The sequence below is a fragment of the Calothrix anomala FACHB-343 genome, assembly GCF_014696435.1.
Lineage (GTDB): Bacteria > Cyanobacteriota > Cyanobacteriia > Cyanobacteriales > Nostocaceae > Aulosira > Aulosira anomala_A.
In genome coordinates, this window is the sequence record NZ_JACJQG010000078.1 from 25,562 (window position 1) to 45,990 (window position 20,429).

Below are 20,429 nucleotides of genomic sequence, written 5' to 3' on the forward strand. Positions count from 1 at the left end.
CAATGACAAATGACAAATGACAAATGACAAATGACCAATTAAACAAACTTATCAGTGCTTCGATGTTGCGGTTGCGGATGAAATCGCCGTTTTTTGCAACTTTGGCTTTGTTTGCACGAGTGTTAATTACCGAAAGCGTTCCCACTGCAGCGACGGATGGAGAGGATATTTTTATTAATGCAGATTTTTTGCGATCGCTCTCTTCTTCCCAACTTGATGGCTTATTATTACACGAAGTCTTACACGCCGCACTTTTGCACGTTCCCCGCCGTGGTGCAAGAGAACGCAATCTTTGGAATGTAGCGGCTGATATTGTGGTTAATGGCATGATTGCCCAGCAACAAAGTTTTGAATTACCTGCTGGTGGCGTGCGCAACTTAGAGCTAGAGCATTTGAGTGTGGAAGAAATTTATGAAATATTGCTAAAAGATGCTAAAAATTGTCCAAAATGCCAAGCTGATTTATTATACGAGCCAAAAGACGGGAAATCTGATGGTAGTTTAGATGCAGCACGCCAGAAAACTTTAGAAAATCATTGGCGCAATGCCATGCAACAGGCGATCGCAGTTGCTCACAGCTGCAATAATCAAGGTAGTATTCCCGCAGGAATTCAGCGAGAACTCACAGCCCTCACAGAAGGGCAATTAGATTGGCGTTCTTATCTCTGGCGCTACTTAGTGCGAACACCTACAGATTTTACAGGCTTTGACCGTCGCTTTATCAGCCAGCGACTTTACCTAGAAGCACTCGAAGGCGAAAGCGTCAAAGTATTTGTGGCAGTTGACACTAGTGGTTCTGTAGGCGAAGCTGAACTGCGGCTATTTTTCAGCGAAGTTATCGGAATTCTCAATTCTTACCCCCATATTAAATGTCAACTTTATTACGCCGATGCTGAAGCTTACGGCCCTTACGAACTCACCACAAATAGTCCCTTACCCAAACCAGTAGGCGGCGGTGGTACATCCTTCGTTCCTTTCTTTGATAAAGTTAACGAGCAAATTGACTGGTACAGTAATAGTGTTTGTGTATACCTCACAGATGGCTATGGTACATTTCCTGAACAATTGCCAAATCTCCCCGTATTGTGGGTAGTTACTCCCGGTGGACTAAACTTAAATCAATTCCCCTTTGGTGAAGCTGTAAGGCTGTTGTCAAATGGTCAATAGTCAGAGACGCGATGAATCGCGTCTCTACAATTGTCCCCCTTCCCCTACCCCCTGCCTTCTTAGATGAATCTTGCTATGTCAGATATTTCTTATTCTTTAACTCAAACTGAAATGCTGTCCCTAATACAAAAAGGTGCAGGTTTTTGGAATGAATGGAGAGCAAAAAATTTAGAACTATTAGAGTATATATCTGAAGCAGAATTCAGCGAATATTTGGTGTTGAATTTAAGTGAAGTTAACCTCAGTGGAGCTAACTTAAAAAAATTCAACTTTCGCCAAGTAGATTTAAGTTGGGCAGATTTAAGCGGAGCCGATTTGAGTGGAGCTAAACTTTATAAAGCTAATCTAAGCGGCGCAAATTTGAGTAATGCAAATTTAAGTAATGCAAATCTCAATGGTGCTAACTTAACGGCAGCGATTTTACAAGGAGCAAATCTGAGCGGTGCAAACCTTAGCCGCACAGATTTAAGTGAATTTGATTTTAGTCAAGCAACTTTAAATAAAGTAAATTTTTTCCGAGCCAATCTCAGCCAAGCTAACTTTAGAAAAGCTAATTTAAGTAAATGTAAATTTACAGGTGCAAATTTAGAAGCAGCAGATTTCCGCGAAGCTGATATGACTGGCGTAAAACTGGGCGGAGCTAAATTAGTCAAAGCAGATTTGAGTGAATTAAATTTGGCTGGATTAAACTTAATAAGAGCCGATTTAAAAGCAGCTAACCTTAGTAAAACAAATTTAACAGCAGCAAATTTGAGTGGCGCAAATTTGCATGAAGCAAAAATTAGTGGTGCAAAATTTCACAAAGCTAATTTATGTAATATTATTGTGCAAGCCGTTGACCTCAATGAAGCTGATTTAAGCGGAGCTAATTGGAAAAACTCTCATATTTGGGGATTTAATTTTAGTGGATTTAATCTTAGTGGTATTAACTTCAGTGGTACAAACTTAAGACAAGCAAACTTCCACAAAACAAATCTCATTGGTGCTGATTTCAGCAACGCTAGCCTCCAAAGTGCAAATTTTCAAGAAGCAAACCTCTTAGGCGTAGACTTCAGCCAAGCCTATCTATATGGTGCTGATTTATCTGGTGCAAATATTTTAGGTGCTGACTTAAGTAGTGCTAAATTGTCAGGTGCAATTATGCCCAACGGGACAAAGTATAAATAAATTAGAACACAGTTGACTGTTGACTGTTGACTGTTGACTGTTGACTGTTGACTGTTGACTGTTGACTATTGCCCAATGCCCCATGCCCAATGCCCCATGCCCAATGCCCAATGCCCAATGCCCAATGCCCAAACAACAACGTTGCATCGTCTGCAAAGCAACTTTTTTACAAGAGCATAATTTTTACAATGGCGTTTGTGTTAATTGCGGAAACATTAACTACAGCAAACGTCATCAAAGCGCTGATTTGCAGGGGATGACGGCTGTTGTCACCGGGGCTAGGGTAAAAATTGGCTATGCTGTAGCGTTGAAATTGTTACGAGATGGTGCTGCTGTCATAGTTACAACGCGCTTTCCTCATGACGCTGCAAAACGATACGCTGCTGAACCTGACTTTGAAAAATGGCGCAATCGGTTGCAGATTTATGGGCTAGATTTGCGACATCTCCACAGTGTTGAGCAATTTACTCAACATATCCTCAAATTTTATCCGCGACTCGACATTATTATTAACAACGCCGCACAAACAGTACGCCGTCCGCCAGCGTTTTATCAGCATTTAATTGAGTTTGAATCATTACCCGTGCAAGATTTACCGCCAGAATTGCCAAGTTTGCTAAGTCAGACTCATAGTTTAAACGCCGCAGAAAGTGAGAATTTGCTGCCAAAGGTAGCTAGTGAAGATATTAAACCAGAAAAATCAGCTTTTCTCTCACAAATTCCCCTAATTCCTGAAGATAATTTAGATAATTCCGCTTTATTTCCACCGGGAATGTATGGCGATGATGGACAACAGCTTGATTTGCGTCCGTTTAATAGCTGGCTGATGAAAGATGATGAAGTCAGCATTTTGGAATTACTGGAAGTGCATATCATTAATGCGATCGCACCTTTTGTCATTAATAGCAGACTCAAGCCGTTAATGAGCAACCAAAAAGAAACCGCCAAATACATCATCAACGTTTCCTCAATGGAAGGACGATTTAACGACGTTGATAAACCTTGGCGACATCCCCACACCAACATGGCAAAAGCTGCACTTAACCAAATGACTCGCACCTGTGCCAAAGAATATGCCAAACACCGAATTTTTATGAATGCAGTAGACCCCGGTTGGATTAGCTTTCAACATCCTTATCACCAAGCCAAATCCATGCAAGAACGCGGCGTAAGTCCCCCTTTTGATATTATTGACGCAGCCGCGCGAATCTGCGATTTAATTTATTTGGGAATCAATCAAGGAAAGACCCCTTTTGGTAAATTATTTAAAGATTACATAGAAACAGACTGGTAGAGGAAAAAGGACAAGGGAGACAAGGAGGACAGGGAGGACAAGGGAGACAAGGAATATTAGATTTTAGATTTTAGATTTTAGATTTTAGATTCAAACCCAATCCAAAATCGCAAATCCAAAATCCAAAATTGTTTCAATGCCCAATGCCCAATGCCCAATGCCCAATGCCCAATGCCCAATGCCCCATACCCATCACGGCAGTGTAGCTTAATGGTAAAGCACGTGTCTGCCAAACACGAAGACAACCGTTTGATTCGGTTCACTGCCACAGTAACGTAGTTCAAATAACAGAATTCCTTGGAGTAGACCAGGAGATGCGGGTGTAAATCCTGCCGTTGCTATTTTTGTGCAAATGCGATAATATATGTATTAAGTCCGGGTAATTACTTATTATTAATTCTCCCCGCGTCCTCGCTTCCCCGCCGCCCCTAATCCCCAATCTGTGCGGTTCCCGAGTCCCCCGCGTCATCCCTAATAGTAAGTTTTAACCGGACACAATAATTAACTAAAGTCAATAACTAGGCAGTGTAGCTTAGTGGCAAAGTGCCTACTCTTCAAGTAGGAGACGACCGTTTGATTCGGTTCACTGCCACCAGCAACGTAGTTCAAACAGCAGAATTCCTTGGAGTATACCAGGAGATGCGGGTGCGAATCCCGTCGTTGCTATTGAGAATCCATGATTTTATCTACTGCAACACAAGCTTGATGAAAGCGTTCTTCCCAGGAACCGTTAATGATGATGTATGGTCTATTTCTGGATTTTAATTCACAAATACAGCGATCGCGAAATTTTGTTCTTAAATGAGGTAAAAACCTTTGGCTATCATCTGCTTGACTTCTTCTAGGGTTTCACCAACACCACTAAATAATGCATATTCATTAGCCAATCGGATGATTACCAGGGTTTACCGCATGAATATACTCGCTACCAGAATGCGGTCTTCCGCGTTTATAATAAGCTTCTTGTGGTTGTCCCCAGCCTAACTGTAAAATAATTTCTAAAAAGTTAGAATTTTCCCATTTCCATAAACTAGCCCATTCTGTTCTTTGGGCAATTCTTTCGACATCAATTTTATGAATGCGTTCGTGTTGTTTGCTATTATTAAAACTCAGATATAAATCCATATCCGAAGTAACTTCATACCAAAATTGTAAGATTGAATCTTTGGCGGATTGTAATATCTCTAAATCCTGATTTAAAGCAATTAATTCACTATCTATTTTCGGATAATGTACAGTTTTCCCTTTGACATTCACTTCATGCCAAATGATGCCTGACACGTGATTTTCTCTTTGATAGTCGTGAATAGCAGCTTTAAAATCTTGATAGGCAGTAAACTTTTGCAGTCCATCAGTTCTGATAAACTGGTCAATTATTGGATTGCCAGAAACTGTTACTTCTAATTTTAGGCGTTCTCCCTTCAAGCAAGCTTGACGTTCGGCTGCTAAAATTTGGATGAGTTCTTCGGTAGTATAAACCTTTGACATCAGAACACGCTCTAATTGGTCATTGGTCATTAGTCTTCTAATATGGACTATAGACTATGAAGTAAGTTTTTTTTGTTAAATCAGATTATTTACAGATTATCTCTTGACGAAATTGACAATGTAGTATCAGATATGACTAAAAATTAGGGCAGACCAATTTGGTCTACCCTCAAGGTTACTTACTTAACTCACTACTGAATTCATTGAAGGAACGCCGCTTTAACTGTACTGACTCGGAACGAGGTAATAAATCAAACACTTCACGAAAGCGATCGTCGATTTCTTCAAAAGGTACTTGACCTTGTTTATTTAAAACTACTTTACCGGATTGATCGAAGACTACAACTTGAGGTACTGCCCCAGAATAATAATATCTTGGATCGGTAGGGTCATTAGTTTTTTGAGATGAGAAGGTATCTACACTAATGGGGATAATTTCTGCAACTTTACCGTAAAATTCCTGTACTCGCGAAATTGTAATGGCATATTCCTTACAATCTTTGCTGTCATCGACATAAAAAGCCAAAAACACTGGTTTATGCTCTTGTAGAGACTGTGCTAATGTCTGTCTGGGAGGAATTAGCGAACCATTACCAGCATAAACTACGAAAATGTTGCCTTCATAATTGTCTTCCTTAATACCAGCAGATGCTGGTTGGATATTGAGAATCAACAAGCACGCAAGCAGCACCAAAGCTTTAGAAATCAATTTTTGCCAATGAGTTTTTTTCTGTAAAAAAGGAAACTTTAAGCCATTCATCAAAAGAAACCTTGTGAGCTACTATTTTGTGAGTTTTTGCTGAATTCAGCAAGTAGCGCTGGATATATGATTACGTCCTTGCACCATTTTTTAAGATAACGCCTATGGGGACTAGGGGCTAGGGGCTAGGGGCTAGGGTGCAGAGGAAGCAGAGGAGGCAGAGGAAGCAGAGGAGGCAGAGGGGGTAAATAAATACTTAATGCCCAATGCCCAATGCCCCATGCCCCATGCCCAATGACAACTGACTATTGACTATTGACTATTGACCATTGACCATTGACTATTAACTATTGACAAAATTAATTTAAGCTATTAATTACTGTGGCAAACAAATTACATCTTATAGATAGAATCAAACTAGGTTTGGCGGTATCGGTGGCGAAAAGCGTGACTTTGATGGTGCGATCGCTCCGCCTCGGTGCTGCTAGTGTATTACCAGGGTCGATTGCGCGTAAAATTGAACCGAAGTTGTTGCAATTGTTGAGTCAGCAGGTAAAACAAGGGGCGATTCTCATTGCTGGTACTAATGGTAAAACTACTACGTCCCTACTTTTACGAGAAATTTTAGAGCGCAAGGGCTACCGTGTGGCGCATAATTCCACAGGCGCGAATTTGGAAAATGGGTTGATGACGGCGCTGATGGATAACGCCAGCTTAACGGGTAGCTTGGATGTGGACTATGCGATTTTAGAAGTTGATGAGAATATCCTACCCAAGGTATTAGCACCGATTCAACCAAAGCTGATTCTGTGTTTAAATTTGTTCCGCGATCAACTCGATAGGTACGGGGAAGTCGATACTATTAGTAAACGCTGGGGAAGTGCGATCGCAACTTTATCACCCCAAACTATTGTAGTTGCTAATGCTGACGATCCTACCATTTGCTATCTCGGTCAACAATTAACTCAACAGCGCGTCTCGTTTTTCGGTTTGAGCGAACCAGAACATTATTTAGAAGCGATTCCCCATGCTGTTGATTCTATCTATTGTCCCAGATGCGGACAAGCTCTCAACTACGAAGGCGTTTATTTGTCCCACATGGGCGAATATAGTTGTGGTAATTGCGGCTTTAGTCGCAGTCAACCCAGCCTCAACAGCAGCGAATGGCCGCAAATTTTGGTGGGGTTATATAACAAATACAATACCTTAGCTGCTGCCACAGCCGCCCAAGAATTAGGAGTTGATGCGGCGACTATCCGCGAGACTATTCCCAACTTCCACGCAGCTTTTGGGCGTGCGGAAGAATTGGAAATTAACGGGAAAAAGGTACGGATTTTATTATCAAAAAATCCTGTGGGGACGAATGAAACAATTCGCGTCGTTACTCAAAGCACAGATAAAACTACATTGCTGGTGTTAAACGACAGAGTGCAAGATGGTGAAGATGTATCTTGGATATGGGATGTCGATACAGAGAAACTAGTCCAGCGTGGAGGTACTTTAGTTGTGAGTGGCGATCGCGCTTATGACATGGCTTTACGTCTGCGTTACAGCGATCCTCAGCCTAATAATAATTTTAACCTAATTGTGGAAGAAGATTTACGCAATGCCATTAACACAGCATTAGACCGTACACCCAACAACGAAACGCTGCATATATTACCCACATATACAGCCATGTTGAGTGTACGTGAAGTTTTAACTGGGCGGAAGATTTTGTAATTGGGCATAGGGCATGGGGCATAGGGCATTGGGCATTGGAAAAATTTTGGATTTTAGATTTTAGATTGAAATCCAAAATCGCAAATCTAAAATCTAAAATTGCTTGTCCCCCTTGTCCTCCTTGTCTCCCTTGTCCTGTCCCCTCTAGCCCTTAGCCCCTAAATTACTGCAACTTCACAGCTGCGCGCTGAATTGGTAACACTTCTTCTAAAGTCATCTCATGGTCAGCTGTGAGATGACTACTACAGCAAATTGTACTAAAGAAAACTTTTTGACCAACTAATTCTGAAAAATACTGTTGTAAAAGTAAACGAGAGGTAATATCTCCTAATAATTCGCCCAAATCTTTGGTGAGTTGGTCTTTATCATCGCGGTGTACCATTCTATATTTAAAATTGGTTTCACCGACTAAATCTTTAACAGCAGAATCAAAATTATCTTTTTTACCTTGAACATAAGCAAAAGCTTGTTCTTCCAAAAAATGCCAAGCTTCTGGGAAAATCTCCCGAATTTTTTCGAGATGATTCTCTGTTTGGTAGACTAATGTAGCAGTTTTACAATCCATATAGTAATATTTCAGTTTGTGACACAAACCTTTGACAATCTGTAATCTTACGACTCAACAGGAAAAGTGAAACTGAATTTTTGTATTCCCTGATAACTCTCTTGGGATTATCGGCAAAATGTTACTGCAAAACTGTTACATAAACTACGAATAAACATAGCATTTAAAACCAATGTGCGATATGCTTACCCAAAATCTAGATATACACCGGATTCGCCAATCGTAAATTGAAAAATATATGAATGATTCATTTATTCAAGAAACATAACTCAGCATAAAAACTTTTTAGTTAGATGGTTATGTGCTACATCACACAACCAGGGTATTAAAATCAATGCCCAATGCCCAATGCCCAATGCCCCATGCCCTATTTCCAACATTATATGACTTCTCCAAAATTTGAAATTACAATTGGTTGGTTATATCCAACGCTGATGAGTACCTATGGCGATCGCGGTAATGTAATTACTATAGAACGCCGCGCTCAATGGCGGGGATACAGCGTGAAAGTTTTACCGTTGGATCAAAATGCTACTGCCGATGAGATTAAATCTGTAGACTTGATTGTCGGTGGTGGTGCGCAAGATAGACAGCAGGAAATTGTCATGCGCGATTTGCAAGGTGCTAAAGCCGATGCTATGCGTGACAAAATAGAAAATGGTACGCCAGGAGTCTTTACCTGCGGTTCGCCTCAGTTACTCGGACATTATTACGAACCAGGATTAGGACAACGGATTGAAGGTTTAGGAATCTTAGATTTAGTCTCAGTTCATCCTGGTGAAAATACTAAACGCTGCATCGGAAATTTGGTAATTGAAGTTACAGCCTCACGCCTAGCCCAAGATTTAAAAGCAATGACAGGTAGCACGCCTTATTTAGTCGGCTTTGAAAATCACGGCGGACGCACTAAGTTGGGGAAAGTAGAAGCGTTAGGAAAAGTCGTTTACGGTTTGGGCAATAATGGTGAAGATGGTACCGAGGGAGCATTTTATCAGAATGCGATCGCTACCTATTCCCACGGCCCCTTGTTACCCAAAAATCCCTTTGTTGCAGATTGGTTAATTCAAACAGCGTTGCGGCTGAAGTATCAACAGCCAATTACCCTAGAACCCTTGGATGATACCTTAGCAATGCAAGCACGGGAAGCTATGTTTAAGCGGTTGAAAGTAAATTTACCCACACCAGCAGTCGCAAAGGTTTAAAATTCCCCAAATATAGTCTTTAACGTAGGGTGTGTTAGGCATTCCGCCATAACGCACCGACGACCATATCTGAAGCTACATCAAGAAGATATTACAACAAGCGATCGCTCAATACTCTATTTCTGTTCAGCCCTAAACTAGAACTATCTAAGCGGCGAAAATGTATTTATTAATACAATTAATTACGCTGTTTTATACTTATAAAAATCAGCTTTAAATTAAAAACGCAAAATCTTTATCAAATTAACACAGAACTTTATACCTAGAAAATGCTAGGTATTACTGTAAATCATCTTGGCTGCATCCCAATACAGTCATGTTTAAGATAGTTAATATTCTGTAATACTTAACATGATAGAGGAAAATGAACAAAATCTTAAAAATATTCTCCAGCAAAAACTCACACATTACCTGGAGAAGTTATCCCTGAGCCGACAAAGCCAAAATCAGCAAGAAGAACTGACTAGCTTAAGCCAGTTAGCAGCCATATATGAACAATTATTTGAGTTTTCTCAAGCTTTACAATATTATAAGCTTTTATTTGCTCTATCTCAGCAAATAGATGCTAGTGATTGGCAAGAAGTTGCTCTCTACAACATCGGCAATTGTTACCTACAACTCTGCCAATATCAGGATGCAATTAAATATTTTACACAACTACAAAAAATTACTTACAAAACAGGAAATAGAGTCCTACAAATATCAGCTATCTGGGGATTAGGAACTAATTATCAAAATCTTGGTAAGTATCCTCAAGCGATTGAATATTTTCAACAGCAGTTGGTAATTAGTTGTGAAATTGATGAACGGATTTATGAAAAAAGTGCTTTAGGTTCTTTAGCCAATGTTTATCAGTGTCTTGGAGATTATCAACAAGCACTGGATTATGGACAAAAGGCGCTCCTGATTGCTCAAGAAATAGAAGATATGCAAGCAATAGGGGATTCGCTTGCTAATATTGGCGGAATTTATCTTCACTTAGAAAATTGGCAAAAAGCTATTATTTATTGTCATCAATCACTTTTGATTGCTAGAGAAATTTCCCATCAAAATCTTGTAATGATTAGTCTCCACATTCTCGGTCAAGCACATAAAGAGATTGGAGACTATGAAAAAGCAATGGAATTTTTGCGAACATCTCTAGAGATTTCTGCAAAGATTGGCGATCAACGAGTCCGCAGTGCAATTTTGCAAGGTTTAAGTGATGTCTGTAGTCAACTAAATTTACTACAGCAAGCAATTGAATACAATATAGAAGCTTTAAGCGTTACTCGCCAAACAAAAAATAAATTAGGCGAAGCCTCTGCACTAGCTAAGATAGGTGCTATATATCAAAAGTTAGAGAGAAACGATCGCGCTTTAATCTACTATCAACAATCTTTAGAAATTGTGCAGGCTCTGGGAGTTAAACACAGTCAGCAGAAATTACTATTTAAAATCGGTCTTATCTATTATTATGACAGTAAATTCTATGAATCTAGGGATTATTTACAATCTGCGCTTGTGATTGCTCAAGCTAGAAAAAATAATTATGAAGAAGCGCAAATATCCCTGATGCTCAGTGCAAATCTGCAACAGTTAAACCGTTATCAAGAAGCAATTTATTATGGCTATCAATCCTATAGACTTTATAAGTCTTTAGGAGACGAAATCCAAGCAGCACAAATGTGGCAATTTCTCCACAAATTAGGAGCTAAATTTTAATTTAGTTCATGCTAATGCCCATTTAAATTGCATAACTACTAATAAAGGCAGTCAACAGTCAACAGTCAACAGTCAACAATCAACAATCAACAACCCTCATGATGGATTGTGCAACTTCAAAGCAGAATATAGCAATCCGTTGACGAGTTACAAACACCTATCTTCGTTGTCCCCCTTATCCTCCTTGTCCTTTTTGTGGGGAGCATCCCAAATGTGCAAAAACGCCCTCACCCTATAAGGGTGGGGCTAGAAATATGAAGCCTGCCTTCGCAGGCTATCAAACTTTTAGCCTGCGAAGGCAGGCTTTGTTGGTATAGCAATACCCTTCTAGGGTATTGCGTCAAAATTGGGATGCTCCCTTTTTGTGAGCATGGGAAAGAGAGATTTTCAAGTTTGGTTATGATACCAATTTGAAAAAATAATGGGACAGATGGTAGGGGCATGGCATTGCCATGCCCTCTAGAATATTAGGGTGGGCAATGCCTACCCTACAGCAATATATTATTATTGAGTCTGCTGTTGTTTGGGTAATTGCTGCGGATCTTCCGTGGGTTTAAATCGGGGAAATAAAGCAGGTGGTGTAGCTTGACGAAACGCTCCACAATAGTGCATAGTCATCACTGCTTTAAAAGCCCAATGATCTGAGGGTACATCGCTAAAAGGATTGGGTAAAGTTTCTGCCTTATTTTCAATGCAAGCATTAATTACTGGATTGGATTTAGCCGCTTCATTATTAATCGATTCTTGAGCTTGTACAGGTTTAAAAAAACCAATATTAGCAACTAATAAAACTGACACCAAAATTTTTTTATGCATCATATAAAGCCTAAATAAATTTAGAATAAATCTGCTTGTTTATCTAACTTAAATTGATAAGTTTTGGCTGCGAAACTCCAAAATTAACAGAGTTAACATAGAGTAATATCAAGGTTATTCCAGGCAAATCATTATTAAAACTCTATTAATTGTACCAAGCTTTACTATATGCCTATTGGTTAGAAAATATCGTTCTTAAACTAGATGAACAATAGCTTAACTATAAGCTAATTCTAAACTATGAGCTAAGTAAATAAATTATGGTGCAACAAATTAGATCTAATCAACCACAATACGTTTGCATGATTCCGATTGAGAGCCTAACAGGTAACCAAGAAGAAGAAATTATGACTTTTGGTGTATCTCAGCATAAAGTTAAAAGAAAAGCTGAACAATTATTAGCATCTACCTATGGTTGTAATTCTGCACAAGTTCAGGAATTGATGTTGCTAGCAAAAATTGAACTGATTACTCCCTGGTGTACGCCAACTCAACCAACACAAGATGAATTAGGTAGTTCCAACTAAATATACTATCGCTTTTTTGTCCAGGGGGCAGGGAGCAGGGAGAGAAAGAAAATATCATCTCCTAAATTGGATATTTTATTTTCTGGAAGTCCCTGATACTCAACTCGAAAAGCGATCGCTTAAGTTTAAACTTGAGGATAAAATTGTTGAGCTTGTTCTCCCACACTTTCACGAAAATTGTGAGTTTTTCGCCATCATGCAAATATTTAAAACTCTCCTCCGGGTTCGTCACTACGAAATGGATGCCCTTGGACATGTCAACAACGCTGTCTACCAAAATTACCTAGAACAAGCAGCGATTGAACATTCAGAAAATTTGGGTTTAACCTTCGATGTCTACCGCGAATCAGGTGGTGTATTTGTGATGCGCCGAGTAGAAATTGATTATCTGCGTCCAGCCGTTGCAGGTGATACTTTAGAAGTTACAACATGGTTGCGGGAAATACGGGGTACGCGTGCTTTCCGCAAATACGAAATTCGTAAACAAGACCAAGCAGATTTGTTAGTTACAGCCGAAGCACTTTGGGTGTGGGTAGATGGGAAAACAATGCGTCCAAGACCAATTCCCAGTCTGATATTAGATAAATTTCAACAATCTCGCAATCAGGAGTTTAGCCCTACATTTCCGGGATAATTTAATTATATTTCTGGAAAAAATATTAGACTTTTTCGCCTTTACTATGTAAATTTGATACAGTTAGTAAAATCAATCCCGATAGTCGAGATAATGATGTGAAATATACAACATATCAAGCTGTAGTCACACCACTCAAGATTATGCCAGTAAATTCAGATTTCCAGGTCAAGATGATGGAGCAAAACCAACAAGAAGAAAGAGAAACTGCGGCGCAAGAGTTTGAAGCAGCCTTGGATGAATTGGAGGAGATTTTACAAGACAAGTTTCCTGAAGCTAAAACCAAGGGCAGTTTCTATGATGGCAGCGTTAGTGATGCCCAACTAGCACAAGAAGAACAAGATTTAGCATCTATTGATATCGCCGCCTTTGAAGATGCAGTGGCAGATATTGAGCAATATTTAGCCGAACGCTACCGATAAATGCGCTATTCATGCATTTTTTTGCCGTTGGGCTTCGTATAACATTAAAGCAGCTGCGATCGCCACATTCAAAGACTCTACGCCTGGACTTAGAGGAATTTTTACTTGCCGATCTGCCATTGCGGCGATTTCTGCTGATAAACCAGCACCTTCATTGCCCAATAAAATCAAACTAGGTTTGCGCCAGTCTACTTCCCAGTAAGTTAAAGTTGCACTGGGTAAGGTGGCGATGACTTGCATACCCGCTTGCTGACTTGTGTGAATTGTCTGTGGTAAATTTTCTGTCACTGCCATTGCTAGACGAAACCATTGTCCAGCAGAAGCGCGTAAAACTTTTGGGTTATCTAAATCGACACTATCCCCACTCAGCCATAATCCTGAAGCTCCAGCCGCCGCCGCAGTGCGAATAATCGTCCCCAAATTACCGGGATCTTGCAAAGTTTCCACGGCTAGGACAATACCATTCATGGGTAATTGGGAAGTGCGATCGCTCTTTTTGGCTGTGGCGACTACACCATCTGGTTGGACTGTCGTAGCGATCGCGGCGAGAACTTCCGGACTGACAATTTCCGCGCGATCGCAGCGCCTACAAGCCTCCTCCCACAGTCCAAAATGATCTGCTTGCCATTCTGGGGTACAACACACCGCCTGCAACGGATAATTCACAGCACAAGCTTCTTCCAGCAAATGCGTCCCTTCTAATAAAAATAGCTGCTGCTTGTGTCGCTCCTTTGCGGAGTGCAATTTGCGAATTTGCTTGACTAAGGAATTTTGTAAACTGGTCAACACGATTTTAGATTTTAAATTTTGCAGCCATTGCCTTCAGTCGCCTGACTTTAATCATCTGCAGTCAGCTTCCCTGGGTTTGCAACTGGCGATATCTTAGATTAATCCAAAATCGACAATCCGTCTTGAAAAGTTCAGATTGCCGGAAGCCGACGCTCCGACGCCAGTCGGCTCAAGTCGCCAAAGCCGCCCAAAGCGCTAGCTCGACTTTTCGCAAAATCCAAAATTCATATGCGGAACCCGGGACTTGAACCCGGAAGCCTTGCGGCACTAGAACCTGAATCTAGCGCGTCTGCCAATTCCGCCAGTTCCGCTGGCAATTATTTACAATCGACAATTCCTAACTATTACTCATTTATCTCTATTTGTCAAGTCATTGCTCCATCTGTTACGGAGTATAGAGTTTTGCCCCAGACAAAATTTCGTAGCGATCTTGTCAGAATAATTTTTGAATTCCCCAAAAGCTTACCCTGAATAGTTTTGAGCCTTTACTACCCAGGCAAAACCACCTTTTATTGACCCCCGATTCCCCTACAAAATGTAGACAAATCAAATCTTTACTGTAGAATCAAAACCAACTTCAACCCTTTAAAATTGACGTATTTATTCTGGAGGTAGGCTTATTAATCCTTCTAGCAGCTTACCAGATGCCAAGTCCCCCCTTGAAGCAGACTCCGCAGTCTTGCAAATTTGGGGAGGGCATCCTTTGCGAGGTCATGTAAAAATTAGTGGGGCAAAAAATTCAGCCTTGGTAATCATGGCTGGAACCTTGCTATGTTCAGGCGATTGTCGCATCCGTAATGTCCCATTATTAGCGGATGTGGAACGCATGGGTCAAGTTTTATCAGCTTTGGGCGTGGGCTTAAGTCGGAATGGTGACATTCTAGACATCAATGCCAGGGAAATTACCACATCTAAAGCCCCCTACGAATTAGTTACCCAACTGCGGGCGAGCTTTTTTGCCATCGGCCCAATTTTGGCAAGGCTGGGAGTAGCCCAAATGCCATTACCAGGCGGTTGTGCCATTGGCGCTAGGCCTGTAGATTTGCATGTTCGCGGACTGCAAGCAATGGGAGCCGAAGTCCAAATTGAACATGGTATTTGTAATGCCTATGTTCCTGGCAGCAATGGCAGATTAAAAGGAGCCAGAATTTACCTGGATACTCCCAGTGTGGGAGCAACAGAAACATTGATGATGGCTGCTACCCTAGCGGATGGCGAAACCATCATCGAAAATGCTGCGCGGGAACCGGAAGTAGTCGATTTGGCTAATTTCTGTAACGCAATGGGAGCCAAAATCCAAGGTGCTGGTAGCAGTACCATTACCATCGTCGGTGTGAATAAGTTGCATTCAGTCGAATACAGCATTATTCCCGATCGCATTGAAGCTGGTACTTTTTTAGTCGCCGGTGCAATTACACGCTCAGAACTGGCTCTCTCTAGCGTGTGTGCCGATCATTTAATTCCCGTAATTGCCAAATTACGCGATATTGGCGTGACTATTATCGAGGAAGGAGCAAATTCCTTACGGGTTCTCCCCGCCACTAGCCTCAAAGCTACCGATATCGAAACTCTACCCCATCCCGGCTTTCCCACAGATATGCAAGCGCCGTTTATGGCCTTGCTGACTTTGGCAGAAGGTGACAGCCTAATCAACGAATCTGTGTTTGAAAATCGCTTGCGTCATGCTTCTGAGCTGAACCGCTTAGGCGCAGATATTCGCGTCAAAGGCAATACAGCCTTTGTTCGAGGAGTGCCGATGTTATCAGGCGCACCAGTATTAGCTACAGATTTGCGGGCATCCGCAGCTTTAGTTTTAGCTGGTTTAGCAGCAGAAGGCACAACAATAATACAGGGATTGCACCACCTCGATCGCGGCTACGATCAACTGGATCTGAAGTTGCAGCAATTGGGCGCAAAAATCTTGCGAGTCAATGAACCAACTACCAATGCAGAACTGACTCCCAGCCCTAACAACTCGGCTGCATCGATAACGACATAGTTTGGTAGGTGGGCAATGCCCACCCTTACTAAATCGTTATACTAGCTTTAGGGAGGCTGTTTATCTAATTAACAGCGTTCCATAATGCTATTATTTTCAAGCTCGTTACACCATGTCATTCTTCAAAACGCCGCTCATTGGTTTAAAAGCTGACTCCTTTCGTCATCCCTTAGACTTGGAAGCTACCAAAACTCTCAAGCAAATACCAGGTTTGGATATGATGGTACGGAATTGGCTAGGGCCAATGGCAGAGCAGGTTTTCTATGTAGAAAATATTGCCTCCAGCGTGCTTGTGGGTGAAAATCAACTGCCAGATTTACACAAATTGTTGGTAGAAGCTTGCAAAGTATTAGATATCGAGCCTCCCCAGTTGTACGTTAGGCAACATCCAGCCCCTAACGCCTACACCTTTGCCATGCGGGGTCAGCAACCGTTTGTGGTATTGCATACCTCATTAATTGATATGCTGACACCAGAGGAAATTCAAGCAGTCATTGCCCATGAGTTAGGACACCTCAAATGTGACCACAGCGTTTACCTAACTCCAGTAAATTTATTAATCTTAGCCGCCACCATTGTTCCCAATGTAGGTGCAGTCATTGCCCAAGCTATCCAGACACAGCTTTTAGAATGGGTACGCTGTGCTGAGTTTACCTGCGATCGCGCCGCTTTACTAGCTACCCAAAATCCCAAAGTCGTCATGTCAGTATTGATGAAGCTGGCAGGTGGTTCCCCCACCTTAGCACCCCAACTCAACCTTGATGCTTTCGTAGCTCAAGCCCGCGCCTACGATGATATTAGTAAAACAGAACTAGGCGAAATGGTCAAAGCAGCTCGCACCGCCCAATTATCTCACCCCGTACCAGTATTACGCGCCAGAGAAATCGACCGTTGGGCGAGTAGTAAAGAATATCAAAATTTATTGCACAATCACGGGCAGAAGTCCCAAGAAATTACCTCTAAAGGGGGATGGCGGAATTGGTAAGTTAATAGTCAATGGTCAATAGTCCATAGTCAATAGTCAATAGCAGCAAACAAACTCTTCCATTCTTCTTTGCGTCTTTGCGCGCCAGTTGCTACAAGTCGGCGGAGCCGCCCAACGCACTGGCTTGCCTTTTTGTGAGATTCTAAAAATATTTCACATCTAGGCGAAAATCACTTGCAACCAATTAACCTTTTTGAATACGAACAGCTAGCAACACAGCACCTCTCACAAATGGCGCTGGATTATTACAGTAGCGGCGCGTGGGATGAAATTACATTACGAGATAACCGCGCCGCTTTTGAACGCTGGAAATTACGCCCGCGTATGTTAGTTGATGTAAGCGATCGCAATTTAACTACATCTATATTAGGACAGCCCCTAGCACTACCTTTACTCATCGCACCGATGGCTTTTCAATGTCTAGCCCATCCTGATGGAGAAATCGCCACAGCCAAAGCAGCCGCTTCCGCAGGTGTTGGGATGGTTTTGAGTACTTTAGCCACGAAAACTATTGAAGAAGTCGCAGCCGTGGGGCAAAATTTTCCCAACGCTCTGCAATGGTTTCAGTTGTATATACATAAAGATAGAGGTTTAACTCGCGCTTTAGTCGAAAGAGCCTACACCGCAGGTTACAAAGCATTATGTCTGACGGTAGATGCACCTTTACTCGGACAAAGAGAACGCGATCGCCGTAACGAATTTTCTTTACCATTAGGTTTACAAGCTGCCAATATTGCAACTATCAAAGACTTAGATATTCCCCATGCCCAAGGGGAATCTGGCTTATTTACTTACTTTGCCGAACAACTCAACCCCGCCTTGACTTGGAAAGATTTAGCATGGTTGCAATCAATTTGTCCTCTACCCTTGGTAATAAAAGGTATCTTACGCGGAGATGATGCTATACGTGCAGTAGAGTGCGGAGTCAAGGCAATTATTGTCTCTAATCATGGTGGCAGACAATTAGATAGTGCGATCGCATCTTTAGATGCCTTAGCAGAGATTGTCACTGCTGTAGATAATCGAGCTGAAATACTAGTAGATGGGGGTATTCGCCGGGGTACAGATATTCTCAAAGCCTTAGCATTAGGCGCAAAAGCAGTACTCATCGGCCGCCCAATTTTATGGGGACTAGCTGTGGCTGGAGAAGTTGGTGTATCTCGTATCCTCACAATGTTAGAAAATGAGTTCAGCCTAGCTATGGCTTTGAGCGGCTGTCAAAAGCTACAGGATATCGATTCTTCTTTAATTACTCTTCCTCATGGCTCTAAATAATTAGAAAAGTACTTGTCAGAAACCAAATGAATATATTATGATAGGAAAGTTGCATCCAAGGGCGGGTGGCGAAACTGGTAGACGCACCACACTCAAAATGTGGCGACCTTGCGGTCATAGGAGTTCGATTCTCCTCCTGCCCACTGTTAACAAGCTAAGTTATTAGCGCAAAGGATTTTCCACTAACTCTAGCATTCTGCATATAGTACAGACCTAAGGTATACACATATAAACCTAGGTTCCTTGATGCAGTTTTGGCAGTTGCTAAATATTTTTTCCTCAAAAGGAACTTAATTTCCGGGAAACGTGTCTATTGTCTTGTATGAAATAACATGAGTCAATATCCAAAGCTCAAACTGTAACTTTTAATATTCAGTAATTTGACAAAATTCCAGTTATGGTTGAGCAAATGGAAGATTTAACCAGTAAATCATCACAACTTGCAAAATGTGCCATGAGTTTTATTGAGGTGCTTTATCTAGCACTTAGATAATAATTTTGGTCAAATTTTATACTATTATTTTTGCGCCCAGCGAATATTTGTGTATAAAATTTACACAATAGATGCGTATTAACACTTGTATTCTTTCCGTATTAAGAATGGGTTATGTGTTCAAATTTGCTAATCAAGATATGAACAATGTATAATCGTAATTAATCATAAAAGGTGAACCTATGAGATTAAAAAGGTGGGAATCTCCTCGCAGAGAAGGAAGAAACGATAAGGGTAAAGGCGGATCGGCGAGAAAACGGCAACTGAAAAAACAAAGGCAGATGTTGCGGCAAAAACTTAAGCAAGAAAATAAAGCAGACGATACAAAAAATAATGGTAAGAGAGAAGATAAATCAATCTTCTCTTTTTTTATTCTTATTCAAGAAGAAAAATATTTATTTTAAATATAAATTCTTGCCCTGTTACATAAGTAACAAATAAGCGGTTAATATAACTTAATATTATTATTTTGCTGTTAATAAATCGAATTTTTGATTACTTGAATTTATCCCCTTTAGGATAGATGCCGATATTTAGTTAGATATTGTACAGAAGTATTATCTGATTGTAAAAACCGGAAAATTTAGGTTTTATAATTTGCAATTATGCGCTGTAATCCTTGATATATAAGGCTTTGTAGATTAGATAATCAACAGATGTCAAAAATTGTAGATATTAAATATTCTAATTAATGATCGAGTTCAGGTGCAGAAATCTCTGGATATAGGTGAATTCTCCCAGTAAATATATTTTCTTGGTTGTAATTAAAACTTTTACTAACTAGATTATTGCCATCTGTACTCATAAATCAGTCAACAAATAGCCTTAATCCTAATCAAAAATATTTAGCGATCGCTATTTCCATTAACCAAAATTTAACCTAATTTCCTATTCTCTGTTATAAGGTATATGGCTTAACTAAATTTACAGATTTAACACACTTGGCTTAAAAAATTCAATATTAATTCGCTAAATAACCAATAAGTAATTAAACAAAATAAATCATGAAATTTAATTTATCAAAAATATGAAGTTTACATCAAGACCACATGAATCAATTATAAAGTAACTATAAAGTTTGTGATGAGTATTGGGAAAATCCTGATATCAGCGTGTAAGCTTATATACGGTGGTAATTTATTTTAAAATACCAGGGTTACCAGAATTTACTGATAAAGCTATTGCATCTCCATGTATGTGTGCCAGGCCATGCCATAAGCTTAGGAAGAAAATCAGCAATAGTACCACCTAATTGTTCCCGTAGGAAATGTACTAGTTGATGTTGATAATTTTGTCTTTGACACAGGAGGAATTTATGCGAGAGATAGCAATGTTGCCGACAAAAGAAGTTCTGGATTTTCCGATTACTGCCTTAGAGGATGTTTGAAAAGTCGGACAGATTGTAAAAAAGCTCTCTCGGTATACGCTGTGAATAGATAGTAGACAGCACCGAGAGAGCAACATGAGTAAAGCATATCCCA

General features: G+C 40.6%; 18 protein-coding genes and 4 tRNA genes. 16 read left to right on the forward strand and 6 right to left on the reverse strand.

Annotated elements, in window-relative coordinates; translation table 11 throughout:
* Window positions 1-23 precede the first annotated feature (23 nt).
* From H6G08_RS31240 to H6G08_RS31260, 5 genes are all read left to right on the forward strand, one after another.
* Window positions 24-1,166, forward strand: a complete 1,143-nt coding sequence (locus H6G08_RS31240; RefSeq protein ID WP_190550267.1) for a vWA domain-containing protein — start codon at window positions 24-26, stop codon at window positions 1,164-1,166.
* 75 nt (window positions 1,167-1,241) lie between these two features.
* Window positions 1,242-2,333, forward strand: a complete 1,092-nt coding sequence (locus H6G08_RS31245) for a pentapeptide repeat-containing protein (RefSeq protein WP_190550269.1) — start codon at window positions 1,242-1,244, stop codon at window positions 2,331-2,333.
* 82 nt (window positions 2,334-2,415) lie between these two features.
* A complete protein-coding gene (locus H6G08_RS31250; RefSeq protein WP_242046347.1) occupies window positions 2,416-3,627 on the forward strand; it encodes an SDR family NAD(P)-dependent oxidoreductase in 1,212 nt (403 codons plus the stop codon).
* 196 nt (window positions 3,628-3,823) lie between these two features.
* Window positions 3,824-3,895: transfer RNA gene (locus H6G08_RS31255), tRNA-Gly, on the forward strand.
* Window positions 3,896-4,148: 253 nt separating this feature from the next.
* A tRNA-Glu gene (locus H6G08_RS31260) sits at window positions 4,149-4,222 on the forward strand.
* A 284-nt stretch (window positions 4,223-4,506) separates the two neighbouring features.
* Here the strand turns inward: H6G08_RS31260 and H6G08_RS31265 are convergent.
* The gene (locus H6G08_RS31265; RefSeq protein ID WP_190550290.1) at window positions 4,507-5,115 is read right to left on the reverse strand and encodes a hypothetical protein; all 609 of its coding nucleotides are present in this window, start codon (window positions 5,113-5,115) and stop codon (window positions 4,507-4,509) included.
* A gap of 175 nt (window positions 5,116-5,290) precedes the next feature.
* Entirely contained in the window at window positions 5,291-5,875 is a 585-nt protein-coding gene (locus H6G08_RS31270) for a thylakoid membrane photosystem I accumulation factor (RefSeq protein WP_190550271.1), read from the reverse strand.
* Window positions 5,876-6,190: 315 nt separating this feature from the next.
* On the opposite strand from H6G08_RS31270, the gene H6G08_RS31275 reads away from it, so the two are divergent.
* Window positions 6,191-7,537: a MurT ligase domain-containing protein gene (locus H6G08_RS31275; protein WP_190550292.1), complete on the forward strand. Its 1,347-nt coding sequence runs from the start codon at window positions 6,191-6,193 to the stop codon at window positions 7,535-7,537.
* Between the two features lie 163 nt (window positions 7,538-7,700).
* On the opposite strand, the gene H6G08_RS31280 is transcribed toward H6G08_RS31275, so the two are convergent.
* Window positions 7,701-8,102 carry a hypothetical protein gene (locus H6G08_RS31280; protein WP_190550273.1) on the reverse strand — a complete coding sequence of 134 codons (402 nt, stop codon included), beginning with the start codon at window positions 8,100-8,102 and terminating at the stop codon, window positions 7,701-7,703.
* Between the two features lie 383 nt (window positions 8,103-8,485).
* On the opposite strand from H6G08_RS31280, the gene H6G08_RS31285 reads away from it, so the two are divergent.
* Both H6G08_RS31285 and H6G08_RS31290 read left to right on the forward strand, forming a co-directional pair.
* Window positions 8,486-9,304: a type 1 glutamine amidotransferase gene (locus tag H6G08_RS31285; RefSeq protein WP_190550294.1), complete on the forward strand. Its 819-nt coding sequence runs from the start codon at window positions 8,486-8,488 to the stop codon at window positions 9,302-9,304.
* Between the two features lie 351 nt (window positions 9,305-9,655).
* Window positions 9,656-11,008, forward strand: a complete 1,353-nt coding sequence (locus tag H6G08_RS31290; protein ID WP_190550275.1) for a tetratricopeptide repeat protein — start codon at window positions 9,656-9,658, stop codon at window positions 11,006-11,008.
* Window positions 11,009-11,512: 504 nt separating this feature from the next.
* Here H6G08_RS31290 and H6G08_RS31295 read toward each other — a convergent pair.
* On the reverse strand, window positions 11,513-11,827 hold the full coding sequence (locus H6G08_RS31295) for an S-layer protein (protein WP_242046348.1): 315 nt from the start codon (window positions 11,825-11,827) through the stop codon (window positions 11,513-11,515).
* Between the two features lie 257 nt (window positions 11,828-12,084).
* Between H6G08_RS31295 and H6G08_RS31300 the strand changes: the two genes are divergently transcribed.
* The 3 genes from H6G08_RS31300 (at window position 12,085) to H6G08_RS31310 (ending at window position 13,407) form a co-directional block, all read left to right on the forward strand.
* Entirely contained in the window at window positions 12,085-12,351 is a 267-nt protein-coding gene (locus H6G08_RS31300) for a hypothetical protein (RefSeq protein ID WP_190550277.1), read from the forward strand.
* A gap of 16 nt (window positions 12,352-12,367) precedes the next feature.
* A complete protein-coding gene (locus tag H6G08_RS31305) occupies window positions 12,368-12,985 on the forward strand; it encodes an acyl-CoA thioesterase (RefSeq protein WP_242046349.1) in 618 nt (205 codons plus the stop codon).
* Window positions 12,986-13,083: 98 nt separating this feature from the next.
* Complete coding sequence (locus tag H6G08_RS31310) at window positions 13,084-13,407, forward strand: hypothetical protein (RefSeq protein ID WP_313943316.1); 324 nt, start codon at window positions 13,084-13,086, stop codon at window positions 13,405-13,407.
* Window positions 13,408-13,416: 9 nt separating this feature from the next.
* On the opposite strand, the gene H6G08_RS31315 is transcribed toward H6G08_RS31310, so the two are convergent.
* Both H6G08_RS31315 and H6G08_RS31320 read right to left on the reverse strand, forming a co-directional pair.
* On the reverse strand, window positions 13,417-14,196 hold the full coding sequence (locus tag H6G08_RS31315) for a TrmH family RNA methyltransferase (RefSeq protein WP_190550279.1): 780 nt from the start codon (window positions 14,194-14,196) through the stop codon (window positions 13,417-13,419).
* A gap of 229 nt (window positions 14,197-14,425) precedes the next feature.
* Window positions 14,426-14,507: transfer RNA gene (locus H6G08_RS31320), tRNA-Leu, on the reverse strand.
* A 308-nt stretch (window positions 14,508-14,815) separates the two neighbouring features.
* Here H6G08_RS31320 and murA point away from each other — a divergent pair.
* The 5 genes from murA (at window position 14,816) to H6G08_RS31345 (ending at window position 19,352) form a co-directional block, all read left to right on the forward strand.
* Window positions 14,816-16,195, forward strand: a complete 1,380-nt coding sequence (murA, locus tag H6G08_RS31325) for a UDP-N-acetylglucosamine 1-carboxyvinyltransferase (RefSeq protein ID WP_190550302.1) — start codon at window positions 14,816-14,818, stop codon at window positions 16,193-16,195.
* Between the two features lie 112 nt (window positions 16,196-16,307).
* Complete coding sequence (locus H6G08_RS31330; RefSeq protein WP_190550280.1) at window positions 16,308-17,180, forward strand: M48 family metallopeptidase; 873 nt, start codon at window positions 16,308-16,310, stop codon at window positions 17,178-17,180.
* 174 nt (window positions 17,181-17,354) lie between these two features.
* Complete coding sequence (locus H6G08_RS31335) at window positions 17,355-18,455, forward strand: glycolate oxidase (RefSeq protein ID WP_199322813.1); 1,101 nt, start codon at window positions 17,355-17,357, stop codon at window positions 18,453-18,455.
* A 59-nt stretch (window positions 18,456-18,514) separates the two neighbouring features.
* Window positions 18,515-18,598, forward strand: a tRNA-Leu gene (locus H6G08_RS31340).
* Between the two features lie 532 nt (window positions 18,599-19,130).
* The gene (locus H6G08_RS31345; RefSeq protein ID WP_190550282.1) at window positions 19,131-19,352 is read left to right on the forward strand and encodes a hypothetical protein; all 222 of its coding nucleotides are present in this window, start codon (window positions 19,131-19,133) and stop codon (window positions 19,350-19,352) included.
* Window positions 19,353-20,429: the final 1,077 nt, after the last annotated feature.

What these genes read in the sequence shown, in the direction of transcription:
- H6G08_RS31330 (WP_190550280.1), top strand. Translation starts at nt 16,308, where the DNA reads ATGTCATTCTTCAAAACGCCGCTCATTGGTTTAAAAGCTGACTCCTTT.
- H6G08_RS31250 (WP_242046347.1), top strand. Translation starts at nt 2,416, where the DNA reads ATGCCCAATGCCCCATGCCCAATGCCCAATGCCCAATGCCCAATGCCC.
- H6G08_RS31270 (WP_190550271.1), bottom strand. Translation starts at nt 5,875, where the DNA reads ATGAATGGCTTAAAGTTTCCTTTTTTACAGAAAAAAACTCATTGGCAA.
- H6G08_RS31240 (WP_190550267.1), top strand. Translation starts at nt 24, where the DNA reads ATGACAAATGACCAATTAAACAAACTTATCAGTGCTTCGATGTTGCGG.
- H6G08_RS31295 (WP_242046348.1), bottom strand. Translation starts at nt 11,827, where the DNA reads ATGATGCATAAAAAAATTTTGGTGTCAGTTTTATTAGTTGCTAATATT.
- H6G08_RS31290 (WP_190550275.1), top strand. Translation starts at nt 9,656, where the DNA reads ATGATAGAGGAAAATGAACAAAATCTTAAAAATATTCTCCAGCAAAAA.
- H6G08_RS31285 (WP_190550294.1), top strand. Translation starts at nt 8,486, where the DNA reads ATGACTTCTCCAAAATTTGAAATTACAATTGGTTGGTTATATCCAACG.
- H6G08_RS31245 (WP_190550269.1), top strand. Translation starts at nt 1,242, where the DNA reads ATGTCAGATATTTCTTATTCTTTAACTCAAACTGAAATGCTGTCCCTA.
- H6G08_RS31345 (WP_190550282.1), top strand. Translation starts at nt 19,131, where the DNA reads ATGAGATTAAAAAGGTGGGAATCTCCTCGCAGAGAAGGAAGAAACGAT.
- H6G08_RS31300 (WP_190550277.1), top strand. Translation starts at nt 12,085, where the DNA reads ATGGTGCAACAAATTAGATCTAATCAACCACAATACGTTTGCATGATT.
- H6G08_RS31280 (WP_190550273.1), bottom strand. Translation starts at nt 8,102, where the DNA reads ATGGATTGTAAAACTGCTACATTAGTCTACCAAACAGAGAATCATCTC.
- H6G08_RS31265 (WP_190550290.1), bottom strand. Translation starts at nt 5,115, where the DNA reads ATGTCAAAGGTTTATACTACCGAAGAACTCATCCAAATTTTAGCAGCC.